General features: G+C 61.1%; 14 protein-coding genes. 7 read left to right on the top strand and 7 right to left on the bottom strand.

From position 1 onward, the window contains the following. Positions 1-430 precede the first annotated feature (430 nt). Both CKW29_RS19020 and CKW29_RS19015 read left to right on the top strand, forming a co-directional pair. A complete protein-coding gene (locus CKW29_RS19020; RefSeq protein ID WP_176465339.1) occupies positions 431-1,069 on the top strand; it encodes a DUF6036 family nucleotidyltransferase in 639 nt (212 codons plus the stop codon). Continuing rightward, positions 1,053-1,517 carry a hypothetical protein gene (locus CKW29_RS19015; RefSeq protein WP_095146450.1) on the top strand — a complete coding sequence of 155 codons (465 nt, stop codon included), beginning with the start codon at positions 1,053-1,055 and terminating at the stop codon, positions 1,515-1,517. The genes CKW29_RS19020 and CKW29_RS19015 overlap by 17 nt, the downstream gene beginning before the upstream one ends. A gap of 131 nt (positions 1,518-1,648) precedes the next feature. On the opposite strand, the gene nagE is transcribed toward CKW29_RS19015, so the two are convergent. The 7 genes from nagE to CKW29_RS18980 all read right to left on the bottom strand — a co-directional run bounded on the left by nagE (position 1,649) and on the right by CKW29_RS18980 (position 10,315). Then, complete coding sequence (gene nagE / locus CKW29_RS19010; protein WP_095146451.1) at positions 1,649-3,364, bottom strand: N-acetylglucosamine-specific PTS transporter subunit IIBC; 1,716 nt, start codon at positions 3,362-3,364, stop codon at positions 1,649-1,651. Positions 3,365-3,393: 29 nt separating this feature from the next. Beyond that, positions 3,394-5,910: a phosphoenolpyruvate--protein phosphotransferase gene (ptsP, locus tag CKW29_RS19005; RefSeq protein ID WP_095146452.1), complete on the bottom strand. Its 2,517-nt coding sequence runs from the start codon at positions 5,908-5,910 to the stop codon at positions 3,394-3,396. A gap of 24 nt (positions 5,911-5,934) precedes the next feature. Next, on the bottom strand, positions 5,935-6,945 hold the full coding sequence (locus tag CKW29_RS19000) for an SIS domain-containing protein (RefSeq protein ID WP_371850658.1): 1,011 nt from the start codon (positions 6,943-6,945) through the stop codon (positions 5,935-5,937). After that, the gene (gene nagA / locus CKW29_RS18995) at positions 6,938-8,044 is read right to left on the bottom strand and encodes an N-acetylglucosamine-6-phosphate deacetylase (RefSeq protein ID WP_095148933.1); all 1,107 of its coding nucleotides are present in this window, start codon (positions 8,042-8,044) and stop codon (positions 6,938-6,940) included. The genes CKW29_RS19000 and nagA overlap by 8 nt, the downstream gene beginning before the upstream one ends. 31 nt (positions 8,045-8,075) lie before the next feature. Beyond that, positions 8,076-8,807: a GntR family transcriptional regulator gene (locus tag CKW29_RS18990; RefSeq protein ID WP_095146455.1), complete on the bottom strand. Its 732-nt coding sequence runs from the start codon at positions 8,805-8,807 to the stop codon at positions 8,076-8,078. A 412-nt stretch (positions 8,808-9,219) separates the two neighbouring features. Then, complete coding sequence (locus CKW29_RS18985) at positions 9,220-9,723, bottom strand: murein L,D-transpeptidase family protein (RefSeq protein WP_095146456.1); 504 nt, start codon at positions 9,721-9,723, stop codon at positions 9,220-9,222. 40 nt (positions 9,724-9,763) lie between these two features. After that, complete coding sequence (locus tag CKW29_RS18980; protein WP_095077607.1) at positions 9,764-10,315, bottom strand: NUDIX hydrolase; 552 nt, start codon at positions 10,313-10,315, stop codon at positions 9,764-9,766. 148 nt (positions 10,316-10,463) lie between these two features. Here CKW29_RS18980 and CKW29_RS18975 point away from each other — a divergent pair, with 148 nt between their 5' ends. The 5 genes from CKW29_RS18975 (at position 10,464) to purT (ending at position 13,746) form a co-directional block, all read left to right on the top strand. After that, complete coding sequence (locus CKW29_RS18975; RefSeq protein ID WP_095146457.1) at positions 10,464-11,063, top strand: CoA pyrophosphatase; 600 nt, start codon at positions 10,464-10,466, stop codon at positions 11,061-11,063. A gap of 69 nt (positions 11,064-11,132) precedes the next feature. Beyond that, positions 11,133-11,657: a gamma carbonic anhydrase family protein gene (locus CKW29_RS18970; protein ID WP_095146458.1), complete on the top strand. Its 525-nt coding sequence runs from the start codon at positions 11,133-11,135 to the stop codon at positions 11,655-11,657. Continuing rightward, the gene (locus CKW29_RS18965) at positions 11,654-11,869 is read left to right on the top strand and encodes a DUF1289 domain-containing protein (protein WP_095146459.1); all 216 of its coding nucleotides are present in this window, start codon (positions 11,654-11,656) and stop codon (positions 11,867-11,869) included. Before CKW29_RS18970 ends, CKW29_RS18965 begins: the two co-directional genes overlap by 4 nt. Positions 11,870-11,978: 109 nt before the next feature. Then, positions 11,979-12,446, top strand: coding sequence for a preQ0 transporter (locus CKW29_RS18960; RefSeq protein WP_095077603.1), 468 nt, complete (start codon positions 11,979-11,981; stop codon positions 12,444-12,446). 118 nt (positions 12,447-12,564) lie between these two features. Next, complete coding sequence (purT, locus tag CKW29_RS18955) at positions 12,565-13,746, top strand: formate-dependent phosphoribosylglycinamide formyltransferase (RefSeq protein ID WP_095146460.1); 1,182 nt, start codon at positions 12,565-12,567, stop codon at positions 13,744-13,746. Positions 13,747-13,748 lie beyond the last annotated feature (2 nt).

Below are 13,748 nucleotides of genomic sequence, written 5' to 3'. Positions count from 1 at the left end.
GCTGGGGCTTGTCTCAATACTGGAAACGATTAACCGGCTTAGCCGCATAACCTGAACCGCCGTATACGGAACCGTATGTACGGTGGTGTGAGAGGACGGCGGTTGTGAAACCGCCTCCTACTCGATCCGGGATTTGTTGATGGCGCGAGGCTAGATCCGTTACGGGGCGGCCTTTATGTCGACCTGATTTATCGGTACACGCAACTTCCCTGTGGACGCTGGCTTGCCAACAAGGGAGGCGTGTCAGACGTCGTAGAAATCTCCCACATATCTTTCAGGTTGCCGCTCGGAAGTGCGCTATCTAGCCTTTGAGTATTGCAGCCAATCATGCGATTGGCACTGCAAGCTCTTCGATAGTTTGCATGGTGTTTATCACTTGGTTGAACCCTCACAAACATCATCGCCCTGCATCAGTATTTGAGGTTCAAGAATGGATTTGCCGGGCGCAGTAACTCCCCGTGTCAATACGAGTACGGCGTTGGGGCAGGCGTTGATTTCGTTGTTCAAATCCGTCGAAACGGAACTGGTGCTTGATGACGCTGAGCCAGGCGTGGTCAAAGTCATTGTGTTCGGCGGGTGTGCAGTTCATCTCTACACAAATCATCGTGTTTCCACGGACGTCGATGCCGAGATTTACTCTGCTAAGGTCCCTGAAGGCCTTCATCTTCAAACCTTGCTCGCAGAGGTTCCTGAGCAATTTGTCGATGACCGATCCGGCCGATTGATGGAGTTGAACTACGACCTTCAATACCATACAAGCTTTGGTCCGATTCACGAGGACTATTGGGAGCAGAGTCTTCCCCTTGCAGAGTTCCCGATCGAGTCGCCGCTGCATGTCCACATTGCAGCGCCTGTCGACATCGCCATCTCCAAGCTGGGCAGAGCCACGGATCAGAACATTGGCGACATCATGGCGCTTCTCAGAGCTGGCTTCATAGTGACAACCGAACTCCGTCGGCTGGCATTGGAGGCAATTGATGTATATGTTGGCAACAAAGAGTCACCAACCTCTGTTCTTGCAAATATTCTGCAAGACTACCTGGAGAAATCAGATGGCGAAGCCCCTTAACGGCCACGTCCTCTCATCCACCTTGGACACCCTGGTCAAATGCCCTTTGAATCAAGCAGATGACGCAGCGCTTGTGAGCCTCGCCAAAACTGTTTGGTACTCGAACTCGAACTCGAACTCGAACCTTGAAAGTGAAGTCAGGGCTTTTCTACGGCGGCACACTAGCGAAGTCGAAGTTCGTCGTGCGGGTTACTTGCTTGAGCGGCTTACCCGTTTTGCCTGTGTATCTGATAGCCGCGTGTCGGAAACCTTTAGCGCCCTGGAGCTTTTTTCAAGCTCGACTCCCAAGCAAGAAGTGAAGCCACAGGCAGCTGTTTCGCTACGCAAGCGCCGTGATGAACTCGCTGCTATTTGGGGGCTGAGTGAAGGTCTTGGACTTAAGGCCCAGACACTCATGCCCTTTCAGACTCGGCATTACGCGGCCGAGCAACGCGCGGCGTTTTCCTGAGCCCAATCAGCATTACAAGAACCCGGCTTAGTCCGGGTTCTTGCTGCCTTACAGGGCCTCTTCGCGGGCAAGCCTCGCTCCTACGGTCAGCGTTTTACCTGTAGGTGAGAAGCGTGCTCGCGATGGCGATTTCAGACCTTGGCGCTCACCTCACTGCGATTAACCAACCCCTCTAGCGCTTCACTCAAACTCAGCGCCTTGTCACCTACCAACAGATGCCACACGCCGCCGTCCAGAGCGCTGACACCCTGGCAGCCCAGTTCCTTGAGCTGATATTCCGACAGTGCCTTGCCATTGGCCAGTTGCAGGCGAATGCGGGTCATGGCGACGCAGTCGAGTTGCAGGACGTTGTCGCTGCCGCCCAGGGCGCTCAGCCATTTCTGGGCTTCTGGAGCGGCCACCGGGGCAGCAGTCGGGGCCGTGTCGGTCACCACCGCGGCTGCCGTGACGGTTCTGCCGGCAGTCGGCATGGCTTGGCGTATTTCATCGGCAATGCTGTCCGCCAGCGGACCGACCACCACCTGCAAGCTGCCGCCTTTGCCGGGACGCACCACGGCCATGGCGCCGAGGGCCTTGAGTTTGTTGTCGCAGACCTTGTTGCGGTCGACCATTTCCAGGCGCAAGCGAGTGGTGCAGGCGCCGACGGTGATCAGGTTGTCGGTGCCGCCCAGGGCCTGGATGTAGGCCTCGGCGCGCTGGTTTTCGCTCAGCACGGTTTTTTCACCGGCAACGGTGTCTTCGCGGCCCGGGGTTTTCAGGTTGAAGCGTCGGATGCAGAAGTTGAACACTGTATAGTAGATCACTGCGTAGGCCAGGCCTACCGGGAACACCATCCAGCCATTGGTGGACTTGCCCCAGCCGAGAATCATGTCGATGAAACCGCCGGAAAAGGTGAAACCCAGGTGGATGTTCAGCGCATTGGTGATGGCCATTGAAAAGCCGGTCAGTAGCGCGTGGACCAGATACAGCAGCGGCGCAAGGAACATGAAGGCGAACTCGACCGGTTCGGTCACGCCGGTGAGGAACGAGGTCAGGGCCATCGACAGGAGGATCCCGCCCATCACCTTGCGCCGCTGGGGCAGGGCGTTGCGGTACATCGCCAGGCATGCCGCTGGCAGGCCGAACAGCATCACCGGGAACATGCCGGTGGTGAATTGGCCGCCTTTGGGGTCGCCGGCAAAGTAACGCGCGATGTCGCCGGTGACCAGGGCGCCGGTGGTCGGGTCGGTGAAGTTGCCGAACACGAACCACGCCATGTTGTTGAGGATGTGGTGCAGGCCGGTGACGATCAGCAGGCGATTGAGTACACCAAAGATGAACGCGCCGTAGCTGCCGCTCTCCAGCATCAAAGCGCCGAAGCTGTTGATGCCGTGCTGGATCGGCGGCCAGATCAGGCCGAAGACCACGCCCAGGCCGACGGCGACGAACCCGGTGACGATCGGCACGAAGCGCCGGCCACCGAAGAACGCGAGGTATTCCGGCAGCTTGATGTCCTTGAAACGGTTGTACAGCGCACCGGCCATCAGACCGCTGACGATGCCGGCGAGCATGCCCATGTTGATGCTCGAGTCGAGGACCTTGAGCGTGGAAACCATCACCAGATAGCCAATGACGCCGGCCAGGCCGGCGGTGCCGTTGTTGTCCTTGGCGAAACCGACGGCGATGCCGATGGCGAAGATCATCGCCAGGTTGGCGAAGATCACTTGCCCGGCGTCGTGGATGATCGCGATGTTCAACAGGTCGGTGTCACCCAGGCGCAGCAACAGGCCGGCAATCGGCAGGATTGCAATGGGCAGCATCAGTGCCCGTCCGAGGCGTTGCAAACCTTCGATGAAGAGTTGGTACATGGCGTGTCTCCCTGGATTTTTGTTGTTGTTCAGCTCAGAGGCCAATGTTGATGGCAGGCGTGGCGCACGGCGGCGGCGCTGCCGAGGTCGAGCAGGCTGGTGCTCAAGCGTTGGCACTGGGCGGCATCCAGCTGGCGCACCCGTTCCTTGATTTCGCCGATTTGCGGCGGGCTCACCGACAGCTCACGAATCCCCAGGCCAATCAGTACCGGGGTGGCCAGCGGATCGGACGCCAGCGCACCGCAAACGCCCACCCAACGCTGGTGCTTGGCGGCACCACTGCAGGTCTGGGCGATCAGGCGCAACAGCGCCGGGTGCAGGGCGTCGACCCGCGCGGCGAGGCCGGCGTGGTCACGGTCCATGGCCAGGGTGTATTGGGACAGGTCATTGGTGCCGATCGACAGAAAGTCCGCGTGTTCGGCCAGTTGCTCGGCCAGCAAGGCAGCGGCCGGAACCTCGATCATCACGCCCAACTCCGGGCGCAGGGTTATTCCAAGTTCGACGCACAGGGCGTCGAGGCGCTGGCGGATGTGCAGCAGTTCATCCACCTCGCTGACCATCGGCAACAGAATCCGGCAGCGGTTCAGGGGGCTGACTTGCAACAGTCCGCGCAGTTGTTGATCCAGCAGTTCCGGCCGGACCTGGGCCATGCGGATGCCGCGCAGGCCCAGCACCGGGTTGGCTTCGGCCGGCAAGGGCAGGTAATCGAGCTGTTTGTCGCCACCGACGTCGATGGTGCGGATGATCACCGACTTGTCGCCCATGGCATCCAGTACGGCTTGATAGGCCTGGCGCTGCTCTTGTTCGTCGGGCGCAGTCTGGCGATCGACGAACAGAAACTCGGTGCGCAGCAGGCCGACACCGTCGGCGCCGCCCTTGAAGGCATCGGCCGCTTCGCTGCTGGAGGCGACATTGGCGGCGACTTCGACGCGCAGGCCATCGAGGGTCAGTGCCGGATGGTGCGCGTGCAGTTGCTGGCGTGCCCGGCGTTGAAGGTGTTCGCGCTGGGCGTGCGCCACCTGCTCCAGGCGTTCGCTATCGGGTATCAGTTCCAGTCGCCCGCCGTCCGCGTCCAGAACCATGGCGCGGCCTTGGGGTTGCTCGAGCAGGGATGAGCCGAGGGCGACCAGGCACGGCAAGCCTTTGCCGCGGGCCAGAATCGCCACATGGGACGTCGCTCCACCCTCGGCCATGCACAAGCCGGCGACACCCTGTTCGCACAGTTGCAGCAGGTCTGAAGGGGTCAGCTCATGGGCGGCGGCGATGGCCCCGGCCGGCACGTCGTAGTGCCAGTCCTGGCCGAGCAGGGCGCGCAGAACACGTTGCTTGAGATCACGTAGGTCGTTGGCGCGCTCGGCCAGCAGCGGGTTGCCGAGTGTTTGCAGAACTTTGCACTGCACCTCGATCGACTGACTCCAGGCGTGGGTCGCGGCGCTGTCCTGGTCGATGGACTGGTGGGCGGCCTCCAGCAGTGTCGGGTCCTCGAGTAGCGCCAGATGGGCGGCGAAGATCTGTTCTTCTTCCAGGTGCTTATGTTTTCTGGCGTGCGCCAGGGTGCCGCGAATTTCGCTGCGTACCTGCTCCAGCGCGGTGTCCAGTGCTTGGCGTTGGGCTTCGGCCATGTGGCCGCCGGTGTCTTCCGGCAATTGCAGGGCTGCCAACTGGAACAACGGCCCGCCCACCAGTCCGGGGGCAGCGCAGACACCGTGCAACACGCCGTCTTCGGCGACGCGCGAGCGTTGGACAATGGGCGTGGGGGCGACAGCGTGGCGGTCGTCGTTGACCGCGCTGGACAGGGCGTTGAGCAAGGCTTGCAGCGCCGCGTTGGCATCCGCGCCGCGGCTGCTGACTTGCACCTCGTCCTGCTCGCCAATGCCCAGGCCCATCAAGCCGGTCAGGCTGTCGCACGACGCGGATTTTTCGGCGAAATGCAGCTGGGATTTACTGGTGAACAGTTGCGCGGTCTGGCGGATCAGGGCCGCCGGTCGAGCATGCAGACCGCCACGATGGGTGACGCGTATCTGGCCGCGGACTTCGTTGCCCTCGCCTTGATCTTTGGTGTGCGCTCCGTTTACCGCCTTCGGCACGATGTGCAGCAGTGGTTCGCCGACCTTGACCGATTTGAGGGTGATCGGCAGTACCTGGAAGTCCTGGCTGTTGGTCAGGATCAGCAGGCTGACCAGGCTTTTACAGCCCCGGGCGACCAGGTCCTGATCAAAGCGCAGCAGTGCATCGCCATTGCTGACCCGTGCGCCTTCCTCGACCAGTATCGAGAATCCAATGCCTTGCAAGTCGACGGTATCCAGCCCCAGGTGCAGCAGCAGTTCGGCACCGTTGTCGGCACGCAGGGTCACGGCGTGGCCGGTGCGGGCGACATGCACCACCACCCCGGCACAGGGGGCGTGTAGGGTGTTGTTCAGCGGGTCGATGGCGATCCCGTCGCCCATGGCGCCGCTGGCGAACACCGGGTCCGGGACTTTGGCAAGCGTGAGCACAGGACCGCTGAGCGGGGCACTGAGGGTCAGTTCGTTATTGTTGTTGTGCATGGCTCGGTACTCGATTCAGGCGTGTTAATGGGTGCGGGTCACTTTGCTCAAGTGACGTGGCTGGTCAGGGTCCATGCCACGGGCTTGCGCGAGGCCGGCGGCCATCACGTAGAAACTCTGGATCGCCAGGATCGGGTCCAGCGCCGGGTGTTCGGCGCGGCTCAGCGTCAGGTCGCGTTCGCTGACGTCATCGGGAGCTGCCAGCAACACATGGGCACCGCGTTGGCGCATCTCGGCGGCCAGGCTCAACAGGCCAGCCTGTTCGGCACCCCGGGGGGCGAACACCAGCAACGGGTAGTGGTTGTCGATCAGGGCCATGGGGCCGTGTTTCACTTCGGCACTGCTGAAGGCTTCGGCCTGGATCGCCGAGGTTTCTTTCAGCTTCAGTGCGGCTTCCTGGGCGATGGCAAAGCCGGCGCCACGGCCGATCACCATCAGCCGCTGGCAATCGCGCAGGACATCGACAGCCAGGCTCCAGTCCTGGGTTGCCGCTTCGCGCAACCCTTGGGGCAGGGCGAGGCCGGCTTCCAGCAACTCGGCGTCCTGCTTCCAGTGGGCAATCAAGCGTGCGCTGGCGGTGAGGGTGGCGATGAAGCTTTTGGTCGCGGCCACGCTGCTTTCAGTACCGGCACACAGTGGCAGGCTGAACTCGCACGCGGCCTCCAGTGGCGAGTTCTCGGCGTTGACCATGGCAATGCTCAAGGCCCCGCGCTTGCGCAACAGACGCAGGCTGTTGACCAGGTCCGGACTCTGCCCGGACTGCGAGAAGCCGAAGACCGCCTGGCCGCTGACCTTCAGCGGCGCCTGCTGCAGAGTGACCACCGACATCGGCAGCGATGCCACCGGAACGCCTACGTGCTGCATGGCCAGATAGGCGAAGTAGCTTGCGGCATGATCGGAGCTGCCACGGGCGACGGTCATCGCCACTTGCGGTGGCTGACGGTTCAAGCGCCCGGCAATCTCGATCATCAGTGGATCGAGCTGCTGCAGCTGGGTTTCGACGGCCTTGTACGAGGACAGGGCCTCTTCAAGCATTTTTGAAGTCAATGTCTTCTCCTTCGACCATCACGGCGGTCAGTGTGAGTGAGAGATCCAGGCGTACGCAGTCGGCCCAGGCGCCGGGTTGCAGGCGGCCGCGCTCAGGGAGGCCGAGGTAGTCGGCGGGAAATTGCGAAAGGCGTTGCGAGGCCTCGCACAGTGGCAGGCCGATCTTCACCAGGTTGCGCAGGGCCTGATCCATGGTCAGGGTGCTGCCGGCCAGAGTGCCGTCGGGCAAGCGCACGCCGCCCAGGCATTTGGTCACGGTGTGGCTGCCCAGCTTGTACTCGCCATCCGGCATGCCAGCGGCGGCGCTGGAGTCGGTGACGCAATACAGGCAGGGGATCGAGCGCAGGGCCACGCGGATCGCCCCGGGATGCACATGAAGCAGGTCCGGAATCAATTCGGCGTATTGGGCATGGGCCAGTGCCGCGCCGACGATCCCCGGTTCGCGGTGATGCAACGGGCTCATGGCGTTGTAGAGGTGGGTGAAGCTGGTGGCGCCGGCCTCAAGTGCCGCGACGCCTTCCTCGTAACTGCCCAGCGTGTGGCCGATTTGCATGCGTACGCCACGGTCGCTCAAGGCGCGGATCAGTTTGTCGTGACCGGCGATTTCCGGGGCAATGGTGATCACCCGGATCGGAGCCAGTGCCAGATAGGACTCGACTTCGGCCAGCAGCGCGGTGTGGGCGAAGTTCGGTTGGGCGCCCAGTTTTTCGGGATTGATGTACGGCCCTTCGAGGTGCACGCCCAAGACCCGGGCACAGCCTTCAGGGCGCTGCTCGCAGAATTCACCGACCTGCCCCAGAACGCGAGCGATCTCTTCGCTCGGCGCGGTCATGGTCGTGGCCAGCAGCGAGGTGGTGCCAAAGCGAACATGGGTGCGGGTGATGGTCTCGAAGGCGGGCGTACCTTCCATGAGGTCCCGGCCCCCACCCCCATGTACGTGCAAGTCGATAAAGCCCGGCAGCAGGTACGGCAAGTCGTTGTCCGCCGGGTTGCAGGGCTGGCCTTCGATGCGCACGATCCTGCCGTGTTCATGGATCAGGCGGCCGCGAATCCAGCCTTGGGCGGTGAGGATGTTGTCTTCGGACATAGGGCAGCTCTCAGGCGCAGACGGCGCGGTTTTAACGACGCAGTTCGGCTACAAAGTCGTAGTAGTCGTTGCGGCAATAGGTGTCGGTGACTTCGATCGGGGTGTTGTCTTCCAGGTAGCCGACCCGGGTCATCAGCAGCATGGCGGTGCCAGGCGCGATGCCGACCAGGGCGGCGAACTCGTCAGAGGCATTGATCGCCTGAATGTGTTGCAGGGCGCGCACCACCGGCTTGCCGATGCTGTCGAGGTAGTGATAAAGCGAATCGCCGATGGCTTGCGGCTGGGCAATGATCGAAGCGGGCAGGGTGCTCATCTCGATGGCCATTACGGTGTCGTCGGCTTTGCGCAAACGCTTGAGGTGCGCCACTTTGTCATAGGGTGACAGGGCGAGGCGGATCAGTTCTTCGTGGGTCGGCTGGGTGATTTCCCGCTCCAGCCATTGCGAGCTGGGCACGAACCCCTTGAGGCGGAGCATTTCGCTGAAGCCGGACAGCCGCGACAGCGGTTGTTCCAGGCGAGGCGTGATGAAGGTGCCCGAACCTTGGCTACGGCGGATCAGGCCTTGTTCGAACAACACTTCCAGGGCTTTGCGCGCCGTCACCCGGGAGATGTTCAGTGTTTCACTGAGGTTGCGCTCCGAAGGCAACGCCTGCTCGGCTTTCCATAGGCCGGCATGAATCGCAGCTTCCAGGTTGCGTGCCAGTTGCAGGTACAGGGGGGTGGGTTGGGTGTCGTCAGGGCGCAGGGCCAGGATGGGATTCATGTGAGGTTTCCGATGCGGATATTGGAGTGTTGTCGCCCGGTAGTGGCGAAAAACTAATACCACTTAAATACCATGTCAACGCTGGTGGTTCGCTCCGGGCGAGCAAAAGCTCGCTCCGCTGGAAGGTGCGGTGGCTTTGGGTTTTAAGTGGTATTAGAGGTGGTGATGACAACGGATCAGATCACTGTCTGCGCCGGTGTTTTTGAAGGGAGGTGGTATTGCAGGTGGGTTGTTGGTTGGGGCTGAATTTTTTTTGAATTATTTTTGATAAATGATGAAGGAGGAGACCGTTTCCACGCTCCTGCGTGGGAATGCAGTCCGCGACGCTCTGCACCACATCAACAGCCGAACGCGGAGCGTCCGTAGAGGCACTCCCATGCGGAGCATGGGAATGCTCAGGGGGAAGAGGGGGTTACGGTCGGATTTCGATCATCGTGCCGTCCGGCACCAGGCCCCAGACTTCGCGCATGTCGACGTTGCGCATGGCAATGCAGCCGTCGGTCCAATCCAGGGTATGGAACAGGTCCTCGGGGTTGTCTTCGGTGTCGGGGGTGCCGTGGATCATGATCATGCCACCGGGGTCTACACCTTCACGGCGCGAGCGAGCGGCGTCGCTGATGTTCGGATAGGAGATGTGCATGGCCAGGTTGAAGCGGTCACTGACCTTGCGCCAGTCCAGCCAATACAGGCCTTCTGGCGTGCGGCGGTCGCCAGCCATGAGCTTTTGCCCCCTGGGGTTTTTGCCCAGGGAAATGCGGTAGGTTTTGATGGTCTGTCCGTTATTGATCAGTTGCAACTGATGGGCGGATTTGAGCACCAACACTTTGTCGATGATTTTGCCGTCCAGGGTTTCCAGGGTGGAGGCCTGTGAAACAGCGACGAACGACAGACAGAAGAACGCGAGCAACCAGCGCATTGACACGATATCCCTGAAAGTACGGCGTACTTTTTGTTGTTTAAGTGATCGCAGGCTGAGCAAGCGGAGGAATGGATTCGCAGCGCACCGGAAATTCCCCTGTCCGGCGGTCAGCGAAGAAGCATTCTAGAGTACGGCCCACGGTGCGGAAAGCCAGCTCGGACCAAGGGATGTCTGCTTCTTCGAAAAGCTGCACTTCCAGGCTTTCCTGGCCGGCGGCGAAGTCCAGGTCCGCAAGCTCTGCACGGAAGAATACATGCACCTGACTGATGTGTGGCACATCGATCAGCGTATAGATCTTCAGGTGACGCACACGGGCGCAGGCCTCCTCGAAAGTTTCCCGAATGGCAGCCTGCTCCACGGTTTCGCCGTTTTCCATAAAGCCGGCGGGCAAGGTCCAGTAGCCGCGGCGCGGTTCGATGGCGCGGCGGCACAGCAGCACCTGGCGGCCCCAGGTCGGCAGGCAGCCGGCGACAATGTTCGGGTTCTGGTAGTGAATGGTCTGGCACTGGTCGCAGACGTAGCGCAGGCGGGAATCGCCTTCGGGAATGCGTTGGGTGACCGGGTTACCGCACTGGCTGCAGAATTTCATGCTGGGATTCCGTGGAGGCTGCGCCTATCTTGGCGTGCGGCGGTGTCTGTCGGCAAGTTGTCGTTTAGCGACATGCCGCCGTTCAAGGGCTTGGGCGCTCTGTGCGTTTGGTGCATGATGCATGGTAGCCAACAGATCGAGAGCACTCATGCTGGACGAGCTACTGCAGCGGGTCATCAACCATACGCCACGTACGCTGGAAACCGACCGGCGTTTCCCCGAGGCCGCCGTGTTGGTGCCGATTACCCGCAGCGACGAACCTGAGCTGATCCTGACCCTGCGCGCCAGTGGGCTCTCGACCCATGGCGGTGAAGTGGCCTTTCCCGGTGGACGCCGCGACCCTGAAGACCCCGACCTGGTGTTTACCGCCTTGCGCGAGGCCGAAGAAGAAATCGGCCTGCCGCCTGGCCTGGTTGAAGTGATCGGGCCCTTGAGCCCATTGATTTCCCTGCACGGTATCAAGGTGACGCCTTACGTCGGGGTGATTCCCGACTTCGTCGAGTACCGCGCCAACGATGCCGAAATTGCTGCTGTGTTCAGCGTTCCGCTGGAATTTTTCCGCAAGGACCCCCGCGAGCATACGCACCGCATCGATTATCAGGGGCGCAGTTGGTACGTGCCCAGTTACCGTTACGGTGAATACAAGATCTGGGGGCTGACGGCGATCATGGTCGTCGAGTTGATCAATTTGCTCTATGACGCGAAGATCAACCTGCATCAACCTCCCCACAGCTTTATCAATATTTGAAGCCATCGCGCGTAGGGCGTGAATCTGTCTTGCAAGTGAAAACCTGCCTGAGCCTTGAGGATAACCACCATGAAATACCGTCTGGGCGACGCCCGCGTCGAAACCCATCCACAGAGCTGGGTTGCACCCAATGCCGTGCTGGTGGGCAAGGTCAGGCTGGAAGAGGGGGCCAATGTCTGGTTCAACGCGGTGTTGCGCGGTGACAACGAACTGATCCTGATCGGCAAGAACAGCAACGTACAGGACGGCACGGTGATGCACACCGACATGGGTTACCCGCTGACTATCGGCACCGGTGTGACCATTGGCCATAACGCCATGTTGCATGGCTGTACGGTGGGCGATTACAGCCTGATCGGGATTAACGCGGTGATCCTCAATGGCGCGAAAATCGGCAAGAACTGCATCATTGGCGCCAATTCGCTGATTGGTGAAGGCAAGGAAATCCCCGACGGTTCGCTGGTCATGGGCTCACCTGGCAAAGTGGTGCGCGAACTGACCGAACAGCAGAAGAAAATGCTCGAAGCCAGCGCCGCGCACTATGTGCATAATTCCCAGCGTTATGCCCGCGATCTGGTCGAGCAGGAGCAATGAGTACCGCCGAACGCCCCGTGCCATCGCCCTGCGTGAGCATCTGCGCGCTGGACGAACAGGACATCTGCACCGGCTGCCAGCGCACGGTGGAGGAAATCACCCGCTGGAGCCGCATGGACAACGATGAGCGCCGCAAGGTGTTGGGGTTGTGCCATGAACGGGCGAAATCGAGTGGGTTGCTCTGGATGTTACCTTCGAAATCCAGTTCCTGAATCTTGCGAACTTTTGTAGCGAGGGAGCAAGCGCCCTCGCGACAGGTTATCTGTGCATCGAAGATGAAGTACCCTGTGCGCCAATTTCGACAGGTATTCCCCGCGTCCCATGCTCTTTCTCATCGCCTACATCAGCAGCGTGGTGCTGATCAATTACGCCTTTTCCACCGCACCGCACCTGGACATCATCTGGTCGGCGTGGGGCGGGTTGGTATTCGTGTTGCGCGATATGGTGCAAATCCGCTTCGGCCACGGGGCGATCATTGCCATGCTGGCGGCATTGGCGTTGTCCTATATCACCTCCGATCCATCAATTGCCCTGGCCAGCGCCACGGCGTTCGCCGTTTCGGAATGTATCGACTGGCTGGTGTTCAGTATCACCCAGCGACCGCTGCATGACCGGTTGTGGATAAGTTCGGCGCTGAGCATTCCCCTGGATACCTTCATTTTTTTCGGCATGATCGATGCCCTGACACCGGGGGTGATGCTCACGGCCCTGGGGTCGAAATTCGCCGGTGTGACGGTGGTCTGGCTGGCCATGGCCTGGCGTTTGCGCAAGAACGCGCTGGCGAGCTGAGCCAAAGCCTGCGGTTCATGTAAAATGCCGCGCTTTCTCCCTATGGGAAGCGCGGGGCAGGCCACGTAGGCCAATCACGCAGCATCCCTCGATGATTCGCTCCATTGAGGACCTTCAGATGACTCGTATCGGAACTCCATTGTCGCCAACCGCGACCCGCGTTTTGCTGTGTGGCTGTGGTGAGTTGGGCAAGGAGGTGGTGATCGAGCTGCAACGCCTGGGCGTTGAAGTGATTGCCGTGGATCGTTATGCCAATGCCCCGGCCATGCAGGTGGCTCATCGCAGCCACGTAATCAACATGCTGGACGGTGCCGCGCTGCGTGCAGTGATCGAAGCCGAGAAACCGCACTTCATCGTGCCGGAAATCGAAGCCATCGCCACGGCCACCCTGGTTGAGCTGGAGGCCGAGGGCTTCACGGTCATCCCGACGGCGCGCGCCGCCCAACTGACCATGAACCGTGAAGGCATCCGTCGCCTGGCCGCTGAAGAGCTGGACCTGCCGACATCGCCGTACCACTTCGCCGATACCTTCGAAGACTACCGCAAGGCCGTCGACGACCTGGGTTTCCCCTGTGTGGTTAAGCCGGTCATGAGCTCTTCCGGCAAGGGCCAGAGCCTGTTGCGCAGCGTCGATGACGTGCAGAAGGCTTGGGATTACGCGCAGGAAGGCGGTCGTGCCGGCAAGGGCCGGGTGATCATTGAGGGCTTTATCGACTTTGACTATGAAATCACCTTGCTCACCGTGCGTCATGTCGGCGGCACCACGTTCTGTGCGCCTGTCGGCCACCGTCAGGAGAAGGGTGACTACCAGGAGTCCTGGCAGCCACAGGCCATGAGCCCGATTGCCCTGGCTGAGTCCGAGCGCGTTGCCAAGGCCGTGACCGAAGCCCTGGGTGGCCGTGGCCTGTTTGGCGTGGAGTTGTTCATCAAGGGTGATCAGGTGTGGTTCAGCGAAGTGTCACCGCGGCCCCATGACACGGGCCTGGTGACCCTGATTTCTCAGGACCTGTCGCAGTTCGCCCTGCATGCCCGGGCGATTCTCGGGTTGCCGATCCCGTTGATCCGTCAGTTTGGCCCGTCGGCCTCGGCGGTGATTCTGGTGGAAGGGCAGTCGACCCAGACCGCGTTTGCCAATCTGGGCGCCGCACTGGCTGAGCCGGACACGGCGTTGCGCCTGTTCGGCAAGCCTGAAGTCAACGGACAGCGCCGCATGGGCGTGGCCCTGGCGCGTGACGAGTCGATTGAAGCCGCCCGCGCCAAAGCGACCCGTGCGTCCCAGGCTGTTGTCGTAGAGCTGTAACC

The organism is Pseudomonas sp. Irchel s3a18, from assembly GCF_900187535.1.
GTDB lineage: Bacteria > Pseudomonadota > Gammaproteobacteria > Pseudomonadales > Pseudomonadaceae > Aquipseudomonas.
The sequence above is the reverse complement of the archived record's forward strand: the minus strand, read 5'-3'. Positions and strand labels throughout refer to the sequence as shown.